We start from the raw sequence: 21,805 nt of genomic DNA on the forward strand, positions 1-21,805 counted from the left end.
ATGTCAACAATTTCCTTCGCACAGTCCAAAGAAGAAAAGGCCGTCGCTTCACAGGTGGAAATATTGAGAAAAGCCATGGTGGACGCAGATAAGGCAGCACTGGAAAAGGTAGCTGACGAGAAACTGTCCTATGGACATTCCGGTGGTAAAATAGAAGACAAAACTGCGTTTGTTTCCAATATCGTGGGTGGAAAATCTGATTTTGTCTCCATCGATCTCGCTGATCAGACAATTGTCATAAGCGGAAATACAGCAATTGTAAGACATACGCTTACTGCAGAAACTAATGACAATGGCGTGGCGGGACATGTAAAGCTCTACGTATTACTGGTGTGGAGTAAAGAAGGCAATCAGTGGAAACTACTTGCCAGGCAGGCGGTAAAGGTTCCCGCCTGAGACCGTCCTTTAATTTACACATAGTGATGAGAACATTACTCCAACTTCTACGAGGCACAGCGCTTATAGGGAGAGAAATTCCTGTGGCATAATTTTGTTAGAATTATTGCGTAATACAGAGGCAGTGTAACAGCCTTATCTGTTAACCAATAAATTTTATATTATGCAAGCTACAGTTGAAACTATTGAGGTACTGAATGATCTGATCCAGATCAATAATGATCGTATCGAGGGATATGAAAAAGCATTGAAGGAATTAAAACCAGAAGATTCAGATCTGAAAGCGTTGTTCTCTTCCATGATCAGCGAAAGCCACGAAATCCGTCTTGCATTAGGTACAGAAGTAAATGTGCTAGGTGGGGATATGGAGCATTCTTCTACTACAAGTGGCAAGATCTATCGTGCCTGGATGGATATTAAAGCTGTGTTTACAGGCCGTGATCGTCACACGGTACTTTCCAACTGCGAAGCTGGTGAAGATGCAGCGCAACGTGCATACAGAACAGCCCTCGAAGATGAAGAACTACCTGCTTATCTGCATGAAATGATCAGCGAACAACAGGCCACCCTGAGAGCTTCCCATGATCAGATCAAGGCCCTTCGGGATGCCAATAAAAACAGATAACCAATAATTGGGCGAAAAAAATTGAAAGAGGCTGCTCTGTAATGGAGCAGCCTCTTTGTTTTATATTTCTTCAGTGCCCAAATGGGCAAGATCTTTTTCCATCATTGGTTTAATTGCAGCAAATATTTCCCGCAGCTGTGTAACACGGCGATTGGTGTCATTGTTCCAGGAGGTAGCGCTATTCAATGATTTCAGAATATCCGCAGCTCCCTTCACCTCCAGGTTTATCACACTGGGTTTCATTTTATGTAATACTTTTTTAAGTTCCGGGAGGTTTTTCTGCTCTTGCAGCGTAGCCAGCTCAATAATGTATTCATCCAGTGAAGAGATGAAAAGTATGATCATTTTCTGAATGAAAGCAGTGCTGGTATTACTTATCTTGTACAGGTAAGTGTAAGTATACAATTGATGTTCCGGTCGCATAATGGGTTGATAGTATCGTCAGGCGCCCTCTATTTCACCTGTCTGTAACATTTTATAAATAGTGGATTTCCCAATATCCAGTTTCTCCGCAACCAACAGCACATTGTCATCATATCTTTTCAGGTAATTGCGGATAATGAGCCTTGTATATTCTCTTAAGGTGAGTTCCGTATTCAATACAGTATCCACATCATGATTATTACCCGAGAGGAAGGTAATATCTTCAGGTTCCACGAGATTATTTTCTGACATCACCGCTGCCAGTTCCACTACCGATTTCAGTTCGCGGACATTTCCCGGATAGCCGTATCCCAGCAGTTTTTCCCTTGCACTGGGAGACACTTTTATTTCAGCCACTTTATTCTCTTTACAGTAACCGGTCAGGAAATGCTGTGAGAGCAGCAGGATATCTTCTTTGCGATCGCGCAGCGGAGGAAGGGTGATAGGAAGACCGATGATGCGGTAATAAAGGTCTTCGCGGAAATTCCCTTTTTTAACTTCTTCCGCCAGATTCTTATGGGTGGCCACAACCAACCTGAAATCCAGTTTGATCTTGCTGGTGCCTCCAAGACGTGTCAGTTCTTTTTCCTGCAATACCCGCAGCAGTTTGCTTTGTATGTTCAGGTCCATTTCCCCGATCTCATCCAGGAAAAGGGTACCGCCATTTGCTTCCTCAAAACGGCCGGTCTTTTTGTTCTGTGCACCGGTGAAGGCGCCTTTTTCGTAACCGAATAGTTCGCTTTCGACCAGTTCTCTCGGAATTGCGGCCATATTTACCGGAACAAAAGGATGACTGCTCCTGGCGGAATTATAATGCACCGCCCGCGCTACCAGTTCCTTACCTGTACCAGTCTCTCCCGATACGGAAACATTGATAAGTGAACCGGCTGCTTTATCTATTAATTTAAAAACGGTTTGTAAGGCAGGACTATTGCCTATAATAGACCGGGAATAGTCGTATTTGGTCTTGAGCTCAGCCTTGAGCTCGGAAATCTCATTTTTGAGAGACAGTTTCTCGCGTAAGCGGATGATCGCCTTCCACAACAGCTGCTGGGTATTATCATCTTTTACCAGGTAATCTTCAGCTCCCATTTTAAGCAGATCCACTGCTGTAGTGATCCTTTCCTGTGCACTGATGATAATCACAGGCAGATTGGGCTGGGCCTGTTTGATTTTTTTATAAAGTTCTTCCCCGTTCATGTCGGGAAGCCCGAAGTCAATAGTCACAAGATCTGGTTTCCGGTGCAACTGTGCCAGGCATTCTTTGCCTGAACCGATCAAGGTTATTTCGTAGTCGGGGTTTTGACTAAGGTAATGCTGTAATAATCCTCCGTACCACTTGTCATCCTCAACGATAAAAATCTTAAAATCGAGCATTCATGGAATTTTCTGTTAATTTAGGAAAATTTCCCATCATCAAAAAAGGCCTCCTTTGCGACACTTTCCGAAAGTGTACGCGCCGGAGGCCCGATAGGGATTATGTAGGCAAGCAAAAAAACAATATTTGTTCACTGTTCTGGTTTCATCAGCGGGCCCCTCTGCCTCACAAATCCATTTGCATCGGGGCCGTGATGATTCACTCTCAAAGCCGGATAGGACCACGTCCACGTATAAATCACCTCTTTTTTACTACTTTGTTACGATCATCGCCTGGCCCCTCCAACACTCACCAATGACAACCCTCACGAGGGGCCGGGATGACAGTCCACATACTCAACACAATATTTTGTCTTATAAAGATCTTTTTTTACTGTTATCATCGCCAGGCCCCTCTACGACACGTTCCTTTTTTTCACTGGGGCCGGGATGACGCATTCTCAAGCTGGCAAAGCATAACATCCACATCCGTAATAATTTCAATTTCTTTTTGACTCATCGACCGGCCCCTTCTGCTCCACAATAGGCTCCTGCACAGGGGCCGGGATGAAAGTCTACAAAATCAACACACATCTTCAACTGATATCCTGAATGACTCCTGAATTAGTGTCAGTCTCCCAAATTGGCATCCATACCCGTATCCTATATTAATTTCTTGCATTGTCAATATATTCCTGTAAGGCAGCGGGATAGAGCAGTACTTCTGCCAGTTGTTCCTTTTTGCGCGAGGTGGTAAAATAATTACCCTCTACAAAAATGTCTTCCACCTGCTGCCTGAAAACGTCCGCTTTGAACTGAGAAGCCACCAACTGTGCTGCACAACTCATGTCAGCATATAAAGGCTTATTCTGCAACAGCTGCTCCACGTGTTTACGTACTTTGTCAATATAATTTCCGCTGATACGATAGCCATTCCATCCGTGCGCCACCAGTTCATTAGCTCCTCCACTTAGTGGTACGATCACCGGTCTGCCATAACTCATTGCCTGTAATATGCTGATATCAAACGTATCCTTGTATTCAACGTGAGAGAGATTCAGCACCAAAGCTGCGCGCTGGTAGAAGGGATGCAGGTTCAGCTGCGTACCATATACCATTAAATTGTCCGGCATCTGGCAGTTTTCGAAATAAGCGTCGACATCTTTCTTATGGGCATTGATCACCAGTTCAAACTTTGTAGCCGGCATGAGCGTAGCTAATTCAAGTAGTTCATGCAATCCGCTTCCTTCATCCAGGGATGCGATCATCAATACCGTTTTGCGGGAACCATGATTAGAATGCAGTACGGCTTCATGTACGAATGACTGAGGCAGGCAACTGTGTATGACATGTTTCTCTGCTTTCGGAAAACTCATCAGTGACTGCAGGTACCTTGAACCGAACACAACATGCGTAGCCAGTCTTTTAGCAGTTTCATACAGTGGAGCCCGGAGGAAGGGCAGCGGCACCGTCATTTCATGAATGTGATAGGTGATCGGCGCGTTCTTCAGCCTGCCGGCCCATGCTGCTCCAAAAGGCAGCAAAGTATTGATATACACTTTCGCTTCCGGTTCATACAGACTCAATACTTTCCTGAAGATCAGCACCTGTGCCAGCAGGAAGCTGAAGAATAGACGCCATTTGTTCCCCCGTTCTGAATAATTTATATAGTGGTACTGTACACCCGGGATACCTGTCAGGAACCCAGGCATCTCACCTGTACGATTTGTAATAAGGTGCACTTCCATTTCTTTCTCGGCCAATGCTTCCAGTGACTGACGAAATACAAGCGTATTGCCGCTTCTGTCGTTCTGCAGATGTACTGCTATGATCTTTTTCATGATATGCGTTGTTAAGTGTGGTGATATAGGTATAGGGATAAGCAGAACATTTCTTTAACAGTTGTGGGTTTAGCAGGCAAGCAAGTAGGTTATGAAGATCTCAATACATCGTATAAATAGCTGAATAATGAACAGGACGCCAGCACCAATCCCACGAAAAAGAAGAACCTGTTATTTCGTCGTTTTTTCTTCAGATAATCCTGTACTATGAATAATTTGTTAAGTGTGGCAGTTATATGGTCTAATACACTGTCGTCTTTTATAATGTAGTCAAACGCGCCGTTCTTGAGGGACTCTGTAGCAATCTCCGGTTGCTGACGGGAGCTGGCGAAGATTACGAAGATGTCAGAGTTGAATCGCTTGATATCCTTTAATAATTCCAGTCCGGTCATATCTCCTAAGTCATGGTCCAACAGCACAATATCCGGCTCATCTGACAATTGCAGCAGAAAGTCTGTACCCGATAAGAAGCAGGTCACCTTTTCATATCCCTGCGCCCTGAGATGCTTATCGTAAGTGGCTAAACAGAATGGATCATCATCCACTACATAAATCTTACTGTCGAATTTGTTTGCCATATTGCGTCGTTTGATATAATAGAATCCATTTGGATGCCAGATTGCGAAATCGCTCCAAAGTGGCCGTGGTGGCTGATGATAGAATTGGCACGGGGCGAAAAACGTCCATTTGCAGGAAAAAAATTCCAGAAAATGGAAAAACAAGGCTGGATCATAAAAAAAACGTCCCGGATGACCGGAACGTTTCAGATAATATGATATATAATTACTTTTCAGGCGCCTGGGACAGGCATTCCTATTATGGCTTTTGCGGGTGATTATTGCCGCTACGCTGGCTATTACTACTCTTGCTGCGCTGTTGTTGAGGATGGCCGCCGCCCCGGTTATTATTACCGGATGGCTTGTGGTTACGGTTACCGCCTCCACCAGGGCGTTTTTTACCAGGGCCTCCTCTGCCTCCGCCGGAGCGGCCAACTTTGGGAGTGTATTCCGGTACCGGGCCAAGGGCTGGAGGTACGGCTGCCTTTTCTACAGGTTTTCCCAGTACCTCTTCTATCCGGGCAAATTTCCGCTGCTCTTTTTCACTGACGATGGTATAGGCTGTGCCATCTGTGGCCGCCCTGGCTGTACGCCCGATACGGTGAATGTAGTCCTCACCGTCATTAGGTACATCATAGTTGATGACCAGGTCAATATCCTCGATGTCGATACCACGGCTCAGAATATCCGTAGCTACCAGCATTTTCAGTTTTTTGTTTTTAAAGTCCATGAGCACCTGTTCCCTTTTTTCCTGCTCCAGGTCGGAATGGATCTCTTCGACAGAAAAACGGGCCCTTTTTAACTCCTGGCAGAGCTGTTTTACGTTCTGCTTACGGGAACAGAAAATAATGATGCTGCCAAACTGTTTTTGCGACAGCAGGTGCTTCATCAGCGCAATCTTCTGCTCTTCGAAGACTACGAATGCCTCCTGTACGATCTTTTCCGGCGGTTTGGAGATGGCAATATTGATCTCCTCAGGCTGATGCAGGATCTTAAGGGCCAGTTTCCTGATCTTGTCCGGCATGGTGGCCGAAAAGAGGAGATTCTGCCTTTGTTTGGGCAGGAAGGACGTGATCTTGATGATATCGTCATTAAAGCCCATGTCCAGCATCCGGTCTGCCTCGTCCAATACCAGGTACTTAACGGCATCCAGCTTTACATAGCCCATATTTAAATGCGCGATCATACGTCCGGGCGTACAGATCACAATATCTACCCCCGAGGTCAGTGCCTTCTTTTCTGCAGAGAACAATGCGCCGTTGCTACCGCCGTATACGGCAATAGAGCTGACGGATGTAAAGTAGGACATACCTTCCAGTGTCTGGGCAATCTGCACTGCCAATTCACGGGTGGGTACTATAATCAGTGAGTTGATCTTATGTGTATCGTGGGGCTCAGTGATTAAACGGTGCAATATTGGCAAAAGGAATGCCGCAGTTTTCCCTGTACCTGTCTGTGCGCAGGCCAGAATGTCCTTCCCGGCAATAATTGGGGGGATAACTTTTTCCTGAACAGGTGTCGCAGTGGTGTATCCCATGGCATCTATTCCGTCCAAAACCCTGTCGTCCAGGTCAAATTCGTCAAAATACAAAATGCTAAGATGGTTTTGATTCAAAAAAATATTAGTTAAAGATAAGGAATTGTACTCAGAGCACATACGGTATGTTCTTTGCAGCAAAGCCGGGTATCTAAAAACCGTCTGATATGCTCGAAAATCTGCAGCGGGACCTTCGTCTTCCTCCCGTTTTATGGAATATTTTACTTGGCTGTGCAGCTCTGATCAGCGGCTTAATCATCAAATATCTCGTAGCCCTCATCCTGAAATATACTTCCAGAAAGGCGACCGACTATTCATTTGTAAGATCTGTGCTGAAGCGCCTGGGGAGGCCGATCAGCTATTTCCTGCCCGTGCTGGTATTGGATATAGTGCTGCCATTCATGGAGCTGAACAGGAAGCCGATGGCCGTGCTGACTAAGGTAGTGGAGATTTCACTGATCGTTTCTTTTGGCTTTACGCTGACGGCGTTGGTGAAGGTATTTGAGGACTATCTGACGCATCTCTATGATCTCAAAAAGGAAGATAATCTCCTGGAGAGAAAAATGCGAACCCAGCTGCAGTTTGTACGTAAACTGGCTATCAGCACCATTATGATACTCACACTCTGCGCCGTCCTGCTCAGTTTTGACAATCTGCGTAAGATAGGAGCAGGGCTGTTGACGGGAGTCGGGGTTGGCGGTATCATCGTCGGTTTTGCGGCGCAACGTTCCCTGTCTAATTTCCTGGCGGGTATGCAGATCGCATTTACGCAGCCTATCCGGATCGATGACGTGCTGGTAGTAGAAGGAGAATGGGGCAGGGTGGAAGAGATCACCCTTACCTATGTGGTGGTAGGTATCTGGGACCAGCGTAAACTGATCCTGCCCATCAATTATTTCATAGAAAAACCTTTTCAGAACTGGACACGGACCGGTTCTGCCATACTGGGTACGGCGTTCCTGTACCTGGATTATAACGCCCCAATTGACATATTACGTGCGGAATTTGAGCGCCTGCTGAAGGACCAGCCATTGTGGGACAAAAGGGTACAGGTGATGCAGGTCACCAACATTACAGAACAGACGGTAGAAGTCCGGATGCTGGTGAGCGCCAATAGTTCAGGCAGGGCTTTCGACCTGCGTTGCTATCTACGGGAGAAAATGCTTGCTTTTATACAGGAGCATCACGCTTACTGCCTGCCTAAAAAACGTACTATTCTTGAAGATGGAGAGCGTCCGCTGATCGGGGATCAGGAATGATCGTCATTGATCTCTACCCAATAGCCGTCAGGATCGGTGAAATAGATCTGTTTTATACCATCTACACGGAGGGTAGGTTTGTCAGCTTCTCCCTTCCAGCTTTCGAAAGGAATATGATGCTGGCGCAGACGTGTCATAAATTCTTCTACTGAAGGAACGCTGAAACAAAGGTGGGAGTTTTTGTCGTGGGGAACGATTTCCTTTGCTCCTGATATAATGTGCAGATGACTATGTTCAGCTACCTTGAACCAGGTGTGACGACCATCGTGGAAAGGTTCGGGGATGGTATCTATCTGAATGATGTCCCTGTAAAAAGCTGTGCTTTTTTCCAGGTTATAAACATAAAGCGCTATATGGTTTAGCATAGCGCTTTTCCGCTGGGCGAACGTTGGCATACCGGAGATGATCATAACAGCCACCAGTAAAAGGCATTGTGGAATCCGTCTTTTCATGCTCCAATATACTCATTGGGAAGCAAATTTTATGAATTTTCTACTCACTTTAATACCGGTGTTCAGGTACAATGTAACTACGTAGACGCCAGGATAGAAATTGCTGACATCCACCTCGCGATCAAATCTGGTCCCTGTTCCTCTTGTAGGAACAATCCCTTTTTCAGTGTACACAGTAGTTCCTCCAATGCTTATAATACGGATATCTATCAGCTTTGTGGAAAGCGTATCCATCATATAAACGATCGTCAGTTTGGGGGTCGTAACAATAGGGTTGGGATACAGGACCATGTCATTATCTTTCAGGACTAACAGGTTCTGTAGCGGGGGTTGCAGGAACCCCTGTGTGAGCATAGCCACGTCCGGATAAGTAATGGTTCTTACGGCAATATCACCTGCGGTCCAATCCAGGTCAAGTCCGAGTTCAAACTTCGAACCAGCTTCATAAGTGACGTTTTTACCGGTGCTGGTTATTACCTGTCTTTCAATATACTGCGCGTGCGCCGCTCCTGAAACCAGGAGGGACGCACACACAGCATTAACAGTTAATATTTTTCTGATGACTGTCATTATTAAGGTTTTTCTTCCGTAAGGATTTCCATTTCCACTCTTCTGTTCTTTCCTTTGGCAGTTTTACTGTCGTTGGCAGCGAGTGGTTTCGTTTGTCCGTACCCTTTAGCGGCAATTCTGCCAGCGGTAACACCTTTGCTAACCAGGTATTCTTTCACTGCTTCCGCTCTTTTTTCTGATAAAGTCTGGTTAAATGCCTCTGTTCCTTCATTATCAGTGTGTCCGCTCAGGGATAAGTGCCATTCCGGATGCGCCTGCAGCAGGGTAGCCATTTTATCCAGGGATGGCAGTGATGTCGTAGCGATATCAGCCTTTGCACTGGCAAACTGGAGGTTGGAGAATGCTTTATTGATAACTTCTTTTTCTGTTGTTTTCAGCTCCACTGTTTTGAGGGCTGGCTTAGCCGTGGTTACCGGAGCATCAGGAGTAGCAGCAGTAGATACTTCCTGTACCGGTAATGGACCGGGACCAACAGGGAAACGTCTGTCAGAGTAAGGGAGTACTGTTCCGTCAGGCAGTACTTCATCCGCACGGGATGCTACGATCTGCCAGGTGAAGGGAACATTTGATTTACCACCCTGTAATTCTTTTACATCGAATCCTTTAGCTGATTTATTGGTCACATATACGCCGTTACATTCGCCTTCCAGCTGAATGAACACTTTCATCGGATGTTTGGCGTCTACGCGAATCACTTTTGTGAGTAAACCCTCGAGATCAATGTGAGCAGAACCGTTCTGGAGCTCACCAGTTCCGAAGTCCTGGAAGAGCACTTCAGGCGCCTCTGTACAGAAAAGGAGGCGGTTTTCACCTGCGTTGTCTTTTACAACGGTTGATTTAGTACCGTTGGAGATAAGACCATAGATGCCACTGGAATTGGCTCCAGCCAGGTAAGTATATACGTGTGTAGCAGAGATACCAGTACCAAACTGGAAAACACCACCCCAACGATCAATATCAGTTGCGTTACCTTTAGCAAAACCATGTACACCTACGCCCACGTTCAATCCACCTGCAGAACCGGCTACACCGGCGCCACCGATGGGATATACAACTACCTCATTATTTCCACCGCCCACTACACCAATACCATTGGTAGCTGTTGTTGCAAAGCCAACTACACCCGCACGGGTACCGATACCCATCATACCACCACCAATTGTTGGCGGGTTTGTGAACAGGTCCGGTTTCAGGTTATTGCCGACACCAACCACACCGTAGCCAGCTGCATGAGTGGATGAACCCATCACACCGGCAGATCTTACTTCTGTAGTTGGTTTATAAGGAGAGTTAGTTGTACCCTCAACGCCCAAACCACCGTTGGTAGAAGAGTTAGTTCCTTTTACACCCTGTATATAACGTGAAGTACCCGTTCCGAGAACAGCAGGTCCGAAGGCAGTAGCGCCTCTTACCCCAGGGCCGCTACCAAAGTTATATCCTGCTACGCCGGCGCCGGTACTACTGTTGGCATATCCCACGATACCATTGGAGTAATTGGGGTCGCCATTAATAATACCTGTCGGCACTTCACTTGAAAATACTGTTAATACAGCTTTACCCACCTGTGCACCTGCATCGTCAGTACCGTTTAAGATAGTCACCGGCTTATCGGGGAAGGTACGGAGCCTTTCAAAGTTAGGGGCAGTACCACCAGCTTTTATTATAAATGGATTATCATCTACTGTACCGATAAAGTCAAGGGCCGGGTTGGTGTCTTTGTTACCTCTGACCAGCCATGCCCTGTTTGCAGATTTTACTGTATCGGTATTCGCTGTTGTTGTTAGTCCTAAAGCTCCGTTATCCTGGAATTCCAGTGCTGACAGGTTCCATCCTGTACCATCCTGCGCCAGGATTTGCCAGGTGCCGGTAGAATCATAGATGTAAGCTTTTCTGTCTGCACTGTTATAATAAGCCTGATTTGTCAGCGGATCGGCAGGAGCAGCTGCTAATGTACCCAGCCAGCTGATGGAAATGCCGGTAGAACCATCCTGGGCCAGTATCTGCCAGCTACCGGTGCCGGTAGTATCGTAGATATAAGCTTTTCTGTCGGTACTGTTATAGTAAGCCTGATTCTGCGCAGGAGTAGCCGGAGGGGTAGCCAATGTACCCAGCCAGCTGATGGAGGTACCGGAGATACCATCCTGTGTCAGTATCTGCCAGCTACCGGTACCGGTAGTATCGTAGATATAGGATTTCTTGTCTGTAGTGCTGTAATAGGCCTGATTTACAACAGGGCTGGCAGGTGGCGTTGCCAGAGAGCCCAGCCAGCTGATACCTGTACCAACACCATTCTGGCCGCTTTCAGAGAAAACCTGCCAGGCAGTGCCATCATATATATATGCTTTCCGGTCGGTCAGGTTATAATAAGCCTGATTTACTCCCGCACCGGAAGGTACTGTCGTAAATGAACCTAACCAGGAGAGAGCAGTACCAGGTAAACCGTCCTGGGCCATGATATTCCAGGTGCCGGCATTGCCGGTTGTATCGTAGATATAGGATTTCTTGTCTGTACTGTTATAATATGCCTGACCTGCAGAAGGTGTTGCCGGTGGGGTTGTCAGTGTACCCAGCCACACAATGCTGACATAGGTACCGCCATTTCCTCCGTTGCCGCCGGAACCGCCATTGGCTGCATAAAGCGCATAAGGCACTGTCATGAACGGCATTACACCCATAGGTACAAAGTCATTTGTTCCCTTTATGTCCAGGTCCACTCTCAGGTACTGATTACCTCTGCTCCAGGGGATGGTTTTGAAGTCGCCAATCTCTGGAGTACCAGCACCTATCACCAGGGAGAAGAGACCCTGACTGTTGGTAGTGGTCGAATGCTTTTCAGTGTACAGGGGATTGCCATCGGGGCTACCATCAAGAATACTGAATTTTACCTGTATTGCCTGCAGGCCAATTACAGCACCTTTGGGGTTTTCCCTGGCGATTGCCTGGTAGTTGATACCCCACAAGCCACTTTGCTGTGCTTTTGCGAGGAAGCCCGAACAGACGAAAATGGGAATAAATAAAATGAGTAAAATTGCTTTCATCTCATACAAGTTATAACAGTAATAAGGCTATAAGCATATAATATTATATTATATCTTATATTATAAATAAAGTAAAGATATGACTTATATTCTATTTATTCTTATTTTAATGTATTGTTTACACAAACCTGCTACACGTTGGATGTAGAAATGAAGGGTTTATACTCATTTTGACTATTATATTTACAACTTTCGTGGTATATGAATTAATAGATTACTTGAAGTGGAAGGTGTCTATATGTTGATTATCAACCATGAATGATTAGGAGCTTTTTCAGTACTCATACTCAATTCCTTATGCTTCCCCAAAACGTGTTAGCATATTTAAAAAGATAGTCTTATAGGACATAAATTGACCATTTACAGCGAATAATCCATAATGAATTGTTTTTATAGATGAAAGGTGTTCGCGTCTGTCCTTCATTTTCTGCGTTCTGCTCCGTATATTGCCTTTCTAAAGGAATTTTGAGATATGCAATTGGGACTTAAGCATTATCCTGTACTGGCTGCTTCACTATTATTAGCGGGCATGCAGGTAAAGGGACAAGAGAAAAAAACAGCTTTCACCGCAGCAAAAGATTTTAAACCGGTAGAATATGTAGATCCCTACATTGGTTCGGGTGGTCATGGTCACGTGTTTGTGGGAGCGAGCGTGCCATTTGGCGCGGTACAGGTTGGGCCTACCAACATTGTAAAAGGGTGGGACTGGTGTTCCGGGTATCACTATTCGGACAGTGTGGTAATCGGTTTTCCGCAAACACACCTTAGCGGTACAGGTATCGGCGACCTGGGAGATGTACTGATCATGCCTTACACCGGTAAGATCAGGACTAACCATGGTAGTCAGGAGAACCCTACCAGTGGATATGGTTCCCATTACACCCACGCACATGAAACAGCCAGGCCGGGGTATTATTCTGTGCAGCTGGAAGATTATAATATCAAGGTAGAACTGACCGCTTCCGAGAGGGTCGGTTTTCATAAATATACTTTCCCGCAGGGGGAAGAAGGTCATATCATTGTAGACCTGAAAGAAGGCATAGGCTGGGATGCTCCCGTAGAAACCTTCATCCAGAAGAAAGACGACTACACCCTGGTTGGTTACCGTTTGTCTAAGGGCTGGGCGGAAGATCAGCGTCTCTGGTTTGCTATCCGCAGTAGCGTACCGTTGAAAGATTTCCAGGTGTTCAATGGCGATGAGAAACTGGCGGGTACCGAGGGTAAAGGCAAGAATATCAAAGGTGTGATCTCATTTGATAAAGCGCCGGCGCAGGCGATGCTGAAAGTAGGTATTTCCCCTGTTAGCAGTGAGAATGCCCTGGCAAATATCAATAGTGAGATCCCGTCATGGGATTTTGCAGGCACCCTGAAAACTGCCACTGCAAAATGGAATAAGGAACTGTCCAGGATACAGCTGGAAACCAAAGATGTAACCAACAGGAGCATCTTCTACACAGCTTTGTATCATACTATGATAGGACCTGCGCTCTTCAATGATCATAACCGCGCCTACCGTGGTACTGATAAAAAAGTGTACAGCAATCCAGGTTTTGACAACTATACCGTGTTCTCCCTCTGGGACATCTACCGTTCCTGCGCTCCTTTGTATACACTGACGCAACCGGAAAGAGTAAACAGTTTTGTGAATTCCATGCTGACCATCTACAAGCAGCAGGGCAAATTACCTATCTGGCCATTGATGGGCAGTGAGACAAACTGTATGGTGGGTTATCATGCTGTGCCGGTGATCGCAGACGCTTATCTGAAAGGATACAGAGGTTTTGATATCAATGCTGCTTTTGAGGCGATGAAGGCATCTTCTACAAGAGATGATCTGGGTATGAAAGATATCAAGGCTAAAGGTTACATCCCTGCTGATAAGGAATATGAGTCTGTATCCAAAGCCATGGAATATGCAATAGACGACTGGTGTATTGCTGCCGTAGCAAAGAAACTGGGCCGTACAGCTGACTTTGAATATTATTCAAAAAGAGCAGGCTACTATAAAAACTACTTCGACAGCACCATTAAGTTCGTTCGCCCCAGAATGGATGATGGCAGCTTCAAAACGCCTTACGATCCATTCAACTCTATCCATGAGAAAGGTGACTTTACCGAAGGTAATGGCTGGCAGTATACCTGGCTGGTACCGCAGGACGTAGAAGGTCTGATCAGCCTGATGGGCGGTGATGACGCTTTCACCAGGAAACTGGATAGCCTGTTCGTAGCAAAAGGAGACATGGGTGCTCAGGCATCCAACGATATTTCCGGTCTGATCGGGATGTATGCACATGGTAATGAGCCAAGCCACCACGTAACTTACATGTATGCTTATTCCGGCAATCAGTGGAAGACGGCTGAAAAGGTAAGACAGGTAATGAAGGATTTCTATACCAAGACCCCGGAAGGGCTGGCAGGTAACGAAGATGTTGGCGCCATGTCTTCCTGGTATGTGTTCTCTTCCCTCGGCTTATATCCGGTAAATCCTGCCAAAGGTATTTACGTATTCGGTAGTCCGCTGTTCGAAAAGGCAAGCCTGAAAGTACAGGGTGGTAAAACATTTACCGTAGAAACCATCAATAACAGTGCTGAGAATATCTATATCCAGCAGGTAACCCTGAATGGTAAACCGTACAATAACAGTTTTATCCGTCACTCAGATATCCTGAAGGGAGGAGTACTGAAAATCACGATGGGCAACAAGCCTTCCGATTTCGGCAAACTGGTGGCTAACCGTCCGGATTCAAAGTATTGATCATATAAAGATATGAGGCTAATGGCTGCCCCGTTAAATACAGGGCGGCCATTTTTCGTTATATTACAGCCAGTTAACAGATACTCCGGTAATCTGCCTGCTGCGGCACCATTTCCAGCGCAATCGTTTACCTTACAACCCTCATAACAATTTGTTAGCAAATGCGTTAACTGGCAATTAACAGTTTTAATGACGAGATGTACGTAGCTTCATGCAATAGATTGCAGTGAATGAACCTGCATTATCCACGTGCGGAGCCATCTACCATAAAATCGAACAGTTAAGAATGATGAGTGAAAATCACGAACACATTTACCAGTTGTTGTTGAAAAAGCGTAATGGTACAATTAACGAGTCTGACGATCAGTATGTATCAGCGTTAATCAACGGTCATGAGGATGTTGAATTGATGTGGAGGGCATTGAAACACAGTTTTTCATTGCCCGGAGAAGAGAAATTCTGGCAGCAGATAGACGTAGCCAACGCCTGGAGTTCCGTAAGGAGTGAATTATCCGTCAAAAAGAACGGGATCCACAGCATCAAAAGATGGCTGTTTGCGGCAGCTGTGCTGGCAGTAGCCGGCATCGGCATCAGCCTGATATGGAAAAATACGCAGCGCAAAGCCGTGCAGACGCCTCCGGTAGTTGCGGCGCCACCCGCTCCGGTTAACGGACTGCAATTACAACTGGCAGGAGGAGAGACAATTGCATTGCCCTACAACCAGGAAAAACAGAACATTAAGGCAGGGGATGTACAGCTCAGCGCCGGCGCTAAAAAGTTGCAATTTACAGGCGGTACTGCCATGGGCAACGGGTATAATACGCTGACCGTACCACCTAAAATGGATTATAAATTATTGCTATCAGACGGGACGGAAGTATGGCTGAACGCCACCTCCAGATTCCGTTTTCCTTTTAACTTCTCAAGCAATAAGAGAGAGGTGTACCTGGACGGAGAGGCTTATTTCCAGGTAACAAAAAACGATTCCAAACCATTTGTTGTACACACCGAGCAAACGGATATAGAAGTACTGGGTACCTCCTTTAACGTCAATGCTTACAATGATGGTCTCACCAGAACGGCACTCGTAAGCGGCGCTATAATAGCCAGGGCCGATGGAAAGGAAGTACGCCTGCAGCCAGGACAGGAGGCAGTTTACAAGGCCGACCAGGGGTATAATGTACGCTCATTTGACGAGAGCGAAGTACTGGCCTGGATGAAAGGGGTGTATGTATTTCATGATACCTCCCTGCTCGAGATAGCCCAGGTCCTGGAACGCTGGTACGGAGTAAAGGTTGTCTTTGACAATAAGGCGCTGGCCGGTAAAAAGTTTACGGGCGGACTTGAGAAACTGCAACGTCTGGATTACTTCCTGGAAACCCTGGAACTGATCGGCGACATCAAATACAGTTATGACGAAAACGGCGCCATACATTTGAAATGAATTTGAGAGGACCGTCATCGCTGGCGGTTTTCACCATCAATAGCAAACTGCACTACCCGCCGGCACGGGCATCACCACTATAAATACCCCAACCGGCCGGAACGACGTGTAAGTCCCCACTGCCCCCTATAAGCACTTACAGAGTCCCCTTATGATAATATTTTGTATTGCTGTGTAAGGTGTTTTATGGCATATTTTATTAATGAATTATGCCCTGTAAGATTCAGCTTTTTAGAAATATTGTGCCTGTGGTTCTCTACTGTTTTAATACTGATATTAAGTGTTTGTGCTATCTCTTTAGTGCTCATTCCTTCTGCAATCATCTGCATTACCCTGAATTCCGTTTTGCTCAGTTTGTGATGGACTTCAGGAGGGATAACGGGCATGGAAACGATGGTAGTGTGCTTTTTTTCTCTCTGCTGTACATTAAAAACCGTAAAGCGGGTAAGCCTGGATTTGATGCTAAGCAGCAATTCCTTACTCTTGAAGGGTTTTGAAAGGAAGTCGTCCGCACCAAGGTTCATGCCCATGCGCATGTCTTCCGTTCCCTCTTTGCCGCTGATGAAGATCAGGGGAATATGCTGCAGGGATGGATCATTCCTTAGTTCCATCAGGAAATGATATCCGCTTCCACCACGCAGCCTTACACCACATACGACAAGATCCGGTCTATACTGCCGACAGATATAAATGCCCTCTTCCGGAGTCGTGGAAGTATAGACGTCATAATGATGCGGGGTTAATAACTGTTGAATCTTTTTTATTAAAGCAGCATCTTCTTCAATAACCAGTATTCTGTAAATTGGCTCGTTCATTGGCTAACTAGTTTGAGGTAGTTTGTTCGTCCCCGTTAGTGCATTCTTCATTACACCTGTTTGCCGGACATTCGGATGTTTTTTTTTCATTAAACGTATAACCGCCGCTGAAATTGGCAGTAGGCAAAGATTGTATCCGCATAGTTATAGGTCGCGTATCAAATTTTGTATTCAAATAAGTCTATTTACTGATCGATGAACAATTCACACCTATATGGTCAGCAGCAATGTACCCGGACAATACAGGATTTACTTTTAATGAGGTTTTCCAGAGAAGATAGGTGGGTAAAAACAGTCAAAGCAGCGAGCTGGGCGTAAATATGCGTCAAATAATGGGGCCTTTTACCGCCAAGACCGCTGTGCTTCTTGAAAATAAGTGTTAGCACCTAGAAATATGTGTGTCCTTACTCATTTTCGATATAAGCTCCTGAAATTTACGAAATTGGCAGCAACAATTGTACATCTTTACACAAGAAATGCATAAATCATTTAGCATTAAGTGAATTTGAAGTAAAAATTAATATCAATAAGTTCAAAAAATTATATGTTTAATCGACATATCTGAATATATTAATACTGCCATATCCATATCCATAATAAAGCCACATGGTTTCGCTAGCCTGGTATGTTAATTATGAGATTGTATACCCGGCAAATGCGAAAGATTTTTTAAACACAGGTTTTCATAGGATAGATAACTAAATTGCCGCTCATTCCTGGGCGGCATCTTTATTTTGTTCCGATAATTCATTAGCTTTATTCATTACAGGTTCTCACCATTTGCATGGTATAACCACAACGTGCATACTTAACTATCATAATTCCATGGAACAACAACCTAATTCAAACCGGAGGAATTTTATCCGGAACGTATCACTGGGCAGTCTAGCCGCCCTTAGTCTTCCCAACATCGTGTCGGCAGCTTCCAGTGAAATGAAAGCCCACGCTAAAAAAGTAACATTAAAAAAGGATGCAGTCATTCTCTTTCAGGGAGACTCTATTACAGATGCAGGACGTAAACGGGACCAGAGTGAAGCCAACAATACGAGCGCACTGGGCAATGGTTATGCGTACCTTACTGCTGCAGCTTTGCTGAAAGAGTTTCCCGGGAAAAATCTGAAGATCTATAACAAGGGTATCAGTGGTAACAAAGTGTACCAGTTGGCTGAAAGATGGGATACAGACTGCCTGCAGATAAAGCCGGATGTGCTGAGTATACTCATTGGTGTAAATGACTACTGGCATATGCTGAATGGCAACTACAGCGGCACTATCAAAACTTATCGCGACGATTTTACCGCTTTGCTGGAACGTACCAAACAGCAGCTACCCGACGTACAGCTGATCATTGGTGAGCCATTTGCTGTTAAAGGCGTGAAAGCAGTGGACGATAGATGGTTCCCGGCATTTGACGAGTATCGTGCGGCTGCCCGCGAAATTGCGACAAAATTTAATGCGGCCTTCATCCCATACCAGGCTATTTATGATAAGGCCCAGCAGTCTGCACCGGGTTCTTACTGGACAGGCGATGGAGTGCATCCTGCGATAGCCGGAGCTTCGCTGATGGCGGCTTCCTGGATGGACGTGATCAGGAAATAATTTAATTGAATACTCATAAAAAAGCCGCAGATGATCTCTGCGGCTTTTTTGTGCTTATTAGTGACGCTCCACTTTCGGAGGAATCAGTTTATAGATAATAGGGGTTACAATCCTTGACAGCAGGGTGGAGCTGATCAAGCCGCCAATGAGTACTATTGCCAATGGCGCTATCAATGGGTTCGTCGATATCGCGATAGGGATTAATCCTCCGATAGCAGTCAGTGAAGTTAGTACAATAGGAAGGAAGCGTATTTCCCCTGCCTCCCTGATTGCTTCCTCGAGGGACTTGCCCTGCTCTCTGAGCTGGTTCGTAAAATCCACCAGGAGGATAGTATTCTTCACTTCAATCCCCGCCAAGGCTATCATACCGATAATGGCCACAAAGGACAGGGAATTGCCGGTCACCCACAGGCCGACAGCGGCACCCACTACTCCCAGCGGTATCACTGACAGTACGATCAACGTACTTTTGAAGGTCTTGAATTCCAGTACAAGCACAGCCACGAACAGGAATATGGTGACAATGATAATGCTCATAAAACCTCCGAAAGAATCCTGTCTTGTTTCCACTTCGCCGCCCATCTCATAGCTGTAGCCGGCAGGCAGCGGGAAGGCATTCATCTTCTCTATAGTGCTGTTGATCACCCGGTCAGTCAGAAAGCCCTCCTGTATGGAAGCTGTAATAGAGACTACCCGTCTCTTTTCCTGGTGATTGATACGCAGGGGAGAGGCTTCCATTCTGAGGTTTGCTACCTGCGACAGCGGGTAAGGCTTGTCGTCCTGGTTATTTACGTAAAGGTTGTTGAAGACATCCATTGTAGGACGGCCGTCTTTATTGCGTGTCAGCAATACATCATAGTCGTTATCATTCTTATCTGCATAATGTCCCAGGTTCAATCCTGCTACTGCCAGTCGCACTGTTCTGTCGATATTGATACTTGGAATGCCCAGCAGCTGTGCTTTCTCTTTATCGATATCTACCCGGATGTCTGTTTTAAGCAGTTTTACCGGATTGTTCACATAAATAGCGCCGGGCACTTTCTGCAGCATGATCTCTACCTTTGCAGCCAGGCTACGGAGGGTGTCAAGGTTATCGCCGAAGAGACGTACTTCCACCGGGGCCGGGGCAGGTGGCCCTTGCTCAAAGTTGACCACCTCCACTTTAGCCCCCGGATATGGTGTCCACTGCCTACGCAATTTTTCAATCAGCTGTAATTTATCATAAGGAGTAGTGTGATTGTCCAGCTGGATGAATATCTGGGCGAAGTCGCTTCTTTCATTTTCCTGTATGACATTATAGTAGATGCGGGGATTGCCCTTACCGACGTTGGTTGCAAAGTAGGTAACCGCTCTTTCTTTATTCAAAGCCCGTTCCACCTGTCGCGCGATGCTCTTGGTGTAAGCAAGACTTGATTGTGGCGGTGTTGTAATATTCACCAGGAACTGTGGCTTTTCTGACGCCGGGAAAAGACTGAAACCTACTACCTGGAACAATACGATGGAACCGCTGAAGATAATCACGGTAATTATTATTGAGAGAACAGGTCTTTTCAATGCCTTGTCCAGCACGCGTGAATAGCTGCCATGGATCAGTCTTTTAAGGGCGCGCATGAAGATGTTACCTTCAGGATTGCCTGCATGTTGCGGCAGCAGTTTGCTGGCCAGGAAGGGAATGATGGTCAGCGATACGAACATAGAGGCAAATACGCTCAGGATCACAGCCATAGGGAGTCCGCGGATAAAATCGCCAGCACCTTCAGGCAGAAACACCAATGGCATAAACGCAATTACCAGCGCAGCCGTACATCCCACTACCGCAAGGCCGATCTGTTTCGTGGCTTTGAGTGTGGCCTCCATTCTCGAATGTCCTTCCAGTATCCAGCGCTCTATATTTTCTATTACTACGATACTGTCGTCCACCAGTAATCCCAATGCTACTACCAACCCTACGATACTGAGCTGGTTAAGATTATAACCGAATAAGTTCAGTAACACAATCCCGATAGCCAGTGATAACGGAATGGAGATCATTACGATCAATGCGGGGCGGAATCCTAAAGGCAGCAGGGTAATCGCCACCAGCAATATAGCGATCATAAAGTCTTTTCCCAGTCCTCCCAAACGCCTGTTCACATTGTCTGCCTGGTCAAAATGCTGGATCATTTCGATGTTTGAGGGCAGCGTTTTCTTAAACTGGGTCAGTACAGGCAGATAAAGTTCTTTCGTTGCGCTGATGTTCTCACCTTCTTTCTGAGCGGCCACCACAAAGGCGCACCTGTGTCCATTCAGTCTTGTTTCATATTGTTCGTCTGCCAGGCCGTAATGAATAACGGCGACGTCTTTAAGGAAGACATTTTTTCCTTTACTGTTAAAGACAACCGTATTCTTTATTTCATCCAGCTGCTGATAACTGCCGCTGCTTTTAATATTATAACTACGGTTACCAGCTTCAATACTACCACCGGGGATATTGCTCATTTCGTTTTGAATACTGGAAATGACTTTGTTTACCGGTAGGCCCATCTGGGAAATCTTTTCGAGGTTCAGCTCAATTCTTACCTGCCTGTCGGGAATACCATGTATCTCCACATTTTTCAGGGCCTTGATCGTTTCCAGGTCGTCCTGTAGTTTCTCTGCGTAGTACTGCAGCTTGTCCTTAGATGCTGTTTCAGACACCAGGGCTATCTGCATGATATTTACATCACTGGGTTGCTGGCGCAAAACATCTATACTGATATTCTCTGGTAGCGCGCTGCGTTTGCCATTCACCACACGGAGTACTTCCTGGTATTTATCATCAACGTTGCTTTTGTATTTGTATTCCACACGTATTACAGCCAGACCGTCCCCGATACTGGTCCTTACACGTTTAATATTTTCCTGGGAAGACAATTCTTTTTCCAGCGGATCTACCACAAGGTCTTCCATGTCTTTCGGGCTGGTGCCCGGATATACGACTACGACATTAAAAAAAGGAGATTTTACTTCGGGATCTTCGGACCGGGGCATCGTGAGGATGGTGGTAATACCCAGTACGATAATCATAATAAAGATCACCAGTGTAAACTGATAGTTCTTTACCGCGTATGAAGAAATTTTCATGATTAGTTGATTTATTAGAGGAGTTCTTACCGGGCG

At 45.8% G+C, this 21,805-nt stretch carries 16 protein-coding genes; 6 read left to right on the forward strand and 10 right to left on the reverse strand.

All coding sequences use genetic code 11. The features are described 5' to 3' along the window. Together F3I09_RS15015 and F3I09_RS15020 are read left to right on the forward strand one after the other, a co-directional pair. The gene (locus F3I09_RS15015; RefSeq protein ID WP_223233247.1) at nt 1–396 is read left to right on the forward strand and encodes a nuclear transport factor 2 family protein; all 396 of its coding nucleotides are present in this window, start codon (nt 1–3) and stop codon (nt 394–396) included. A 163-nt stretch (nt 397–559) separates the two neighbouring features. Beyond that, a complete protein-coding gene (locus F3I09_RS15020) occupies nt 560–1,021 on the forward strand; it encodes a PA2169 family four-helix-bundle protein (RefSeq protein WP_149695855.1) in 462 nt (153 codons plus the stop codon). A gap of 60 nt (nt 1,022–1,081) precedes the next feature. Here the strand turns inward: F3I09_RS15020 and F3I09_RS15025 are convergent, their stop codons facing one another. From F3I09_RS15025 to F3I09_RS15045, 5 genes are all read right to left on the reverse strand, one after another. Next, entirely contained in the window at nt 1,082–1,444 is a 363-nt protein-coding gene (locus tag F3I09_RS15025; RefSeq protein WP_149695856.1) for a hypothetical protein, read from the reverse strand. 18 nt (nt 1,445–1,462) lie between these two features. Then, entirely contained in the window at nt 1,463–2,821 is a 1,359-nt protein-coding gene (locus F3I09_RS15030) for a sigma-54 dependent transcriptional regulator (protein WP_149695857.1), read from the reverse strand. A gap of 647 nt (nt 2,822–3,468) precedes the next feature. After that, nucleotides 3,469–4,641, reverse strand: a complete 1,173-nt coding sequence (locus tag F3I09_RS15035) for a glycosyltransferase family 4 protein (RefSeq protein WP_149695858.1) — start codon at nt 4,639–4,641, stop codon at nt 3,469–3,471. A gap of 89 nt (nt 4,642–4,730) precedes the next feature. Next, nucleotides 4,731–5,219, reverse strand: coding sequence for a response regulator (locus F3I09_RS15040; RefSeq protein WP_149695859.1), 489 nt, complete (start codon nt 5,217–5,219; stop codon nt 4,731–4,733). 238 nt (nt 5,220–5,457) lie between these two features. After that, nucleotides 5,458–6,813 carry a DEAD/DEAH box helicase gene (locus F3I09_RS15045; protein WP_223233248.1) on the reverse strand — a complete coding sequence of 452 codons (1,356 nt, stop codon included), beginning with the start codon at nt 6,811–6,813 and terminating at the stop codon, nt 5,458–5,460. Nucleotides 6,814–6,902: 89 nt separating this feature from the next. On the opposite strand from F3I09_RS15045, the gene F3I09_RS15050 reads away from it, so the two are divergent. Further along, entirely contained in the window at nt 6,903–7,994 is a 1,092-nt protein-coding gene (locus F3I09_RS15050; RefSeq protein WP_149695860.1) for a mechanosensitive ion channel family protein, read from the forward strand. On the opposite strand, the gene F3I09_RS15055 is transcribed toward F3I09_RS15050, so the two are convergent. The 3 genes from F3I09_RS15055 to F3I09_RS15065 are packed head-to-tail and all read right to left on the reverse strand — an operon-like array spanning nt 7,985 to nt 12,054. After that, nucleotides 7,985–8,446: a VOC family protein gene (locus F3I09_RS15055; RefSeq protein ID WP_223233249.1), complete on the reverse strand. Its 462-nt coding sequence runs from the start codon at nt 8,444–8,446 to the stop codon at nt 7,985–7,987. The genes F3I09_RS15050 and F3I09_RS15055 overlap by 10 nt on opposite strands. 12 nt (nt 8,447–8,458) lie before the next feature. Beyond that, nucleotides 8,459–9,016 (reverse strand): T9SS type A sorting domain-containing protein, encoded by a 558-nt coding sequence (locus tag F3I09_RS15060; protein ID WP_149695861.1) that lies wholly within the window; start codon nt 9,014–9,016, stop codon nt 8,459–8,461. Nucleotides 9,017–9,018: 2 nt separating this feature from the next. Next, complete coding sequence (locus F3I09_RS15065; RefSeq protein WP_149695862.1) at nt 9,019–12,054, reverse strand: OmpA family protein; 3,036 nt, start codon at nt 12,052–12,054, stop codon at nt 9,019–9,021. A 472-nt stretch (nt 12,055–12,526) separates the two neighbouring features. On the opposite strand from F3I09_RS15065, the gene F3I09_RS15070 reads away from it, so the two are divergent. Both F3I09_RS15070 and F3I09_RS15075 read left to right on the forward strand, forming a co-directional pair. Continuing rightward, nucleotides 12,527–14,809 (forward strand): GH92 family glycosyl hydrolase, encoded by a 2,283-nt coding sequence (locus F3I09_RS15070; RefSeq protein ID WP_149695863.1) that lies wholly within the window; start codon nt 12,527–12,529, stop codon nt 14,807–14,809. 286 nt (nt 14,810–15,095) lie between these two features. Next, nucleotides 15,096–16,253, forward strand: coding sequence for a FecR family protein (locus F3I09_RS15075; RefSeq protein WP_149695864.1), 1,158 nt, complete (start codon nt 15,096–15,098; stop codon nt 16,251–16,253). Between the two features lie 149 nt (nt 16,254–16,402). Here the strand turns inward: F3I09_RS15075 and F3I09_RS15080 are convergent, their stop codons facing one another. Continuing rightward, on the reverse strand, nt 16,403–17,068 hold the full coding sequence (locus tag F3I09_RS15080; RefSeq protein ID WP_149695865.1) for a response regulator transcription factor: 666 nt from the start codon (nt 17,066–17,068) through the stop codon (nt 16,403–16,405). 825 nt (nt 17,069–17,893) lie between these two features. Here F3I09_RS15080 and F3I09_RS15085 point away from each other — a divergent pair. Further along, the gene (locus tag F3I09_RS15085) at nt 17,894–18,667 is read left to right on the forward strand and encodes an SGNH/GDSL hydrolase family protein (RefSeq protein WP_149695866.1); all 774 of its coding nucleotides are present in this window, start codon (nt 17,894–17,896) and stop codon (nt 18,665–18,667) included. Between the two features lie 57 nt (nt 18,668–18,724). On the opposite strand, the gene F3I09_RS15090 is transcribed toward F3I09_RS15085, so the two are convergent. Beyond that, nucleotides 18,725–21,769 carry an efflux RND transporter permease subunit gene (locus tag F3I09_RS15090; RefSeq protein ID WP_149695867.1) on the reverse strand — a complete coding sequence of 1,015 codons (3,045 nt, stop codon included), beginning with the start codon at nt 21,767–21,769 and terminating at the stop codon, nt 18,725–18,727. Nucleotides 21,770–21,805 lie beyond the last annotated feature (36 nt).

The organism is Chitinophaga sp. CF418 (assembly GCF_900142925.1).
In the GTDB taxonomy this organism is placed as follows: domain Bacteria; phylum Bacteroidota; class Bacteroidia; order Chitinophagales; family Chitinophagaceae; genus Chitinophaga.

Excerpts from the sequence above, each read along its gene's own strand:
- F3I09_RS15085 (WP_149695866.1), top strand. The coding sequence starts at position 17,894 with ATGGAACAACAACCTAATTCAAACCGGAGGAATTTTATCCGGAACGTA.
- F3I09_RS15075 (WP_149695864.1), top strand. The coding sequence starts at position 15,096 with ATGATGAGTGAAAATCACGAACACATTTACCAGTTGTTGTTGAAAAAG.
- F3I09_RS15090 (WP_149695867.1), bottom strand. The coding sequence starts at position 21,769 with ATGAAAATTTCTTCATACGCGGTAAAGAACTATCAGTTTACACTGGTG.
- F3I09_RS15065 (WP_149695862.1), bottom strand. The coding sequence starts at position 12,054 with ATGAAAGCAATTTTACTCATTTTATTTATTCCCATTTTCGTCTGTTCG.
- F3I09_RS15040 (WP_149695859.1), bottom strand. The coding sequence starts at position 5,219 with ATGGCAAACAAATTCGACAGTAAGATTTATGTAGTGGATGATGATCCA.
- F3I09_RS15025 (WP_149695856.1), bottom strand. The coding sequence starts at position 1,444 with ATGCGACCGGAACATCAATTGTATACTTACACTTACCTGTACAAGATA.
- F3I09_RS15020 (WP_149695855.1), top strand. The coding sequence starts at position 560 with ATGCAAGCTACAGTTGAAACTATTGAGGTACTGAATGATCTGATCCAG.
- F3I09_RS15080 (WP_149695865.1), bottom strand. The coding sequence starts at position 17,068 with ATGAACGAGCCAATTTACAGAATACTGGTTATTGAAGAAGATGCTGCT.
- F3I09_RS15070 (WP_149695863.1), top strand. The coding sequence starts at position 12,527 with ATGCAATTGGGACTTAAGCATTATCCTGTACTGGCTGCTTCACTATTA.
- F3I09_RS15035 (WP_149695858.1), bottom strand. The coding sequence starts at position 4,641 with ATGAAAAAGATCATAGCAGTACATCTGCAGAACGACAGAAGCGGCAAT.
- F3I09_RS15050 (WP_149695860.1), top strand. The coding sequence starts at position 6,903 with ATGCTCGAAAATCTGCAGCGGGACCTTCGTCTTCCTCCCGTTTTATGG.
- F3I09_RS15015 (WP_223233247.1), top strand. The coding sequence starts at position 1 with ATGTCAACAATTTCCTTCGCACAGTCCAAAGAAGAAAAGGCCGTCGCT.
- F3I09_RS15055 (WP_223233249.1), bottom strand. The coding sequence starts at position 8,446 with ATGAAAAGACGGATTCCACAATGCCTTTTACTGGTGGCTGTTATGATC.
- F3I09_RS15060 (WP_149695861.1), bottom strand. The coding sequence starts at position 9,016 with ATGACAGTCATCAGAAAAATATTAACTGTTAATGCTGTGTGTGCGTCC.
- F3I09_RS15030 (WP_149695857.1), bottom strand. The coding sequence starts at position 2,821 with ATGCTCGATTTTAAGATTTTTATCGTTGAGGATGACAAGTGGTACGGA.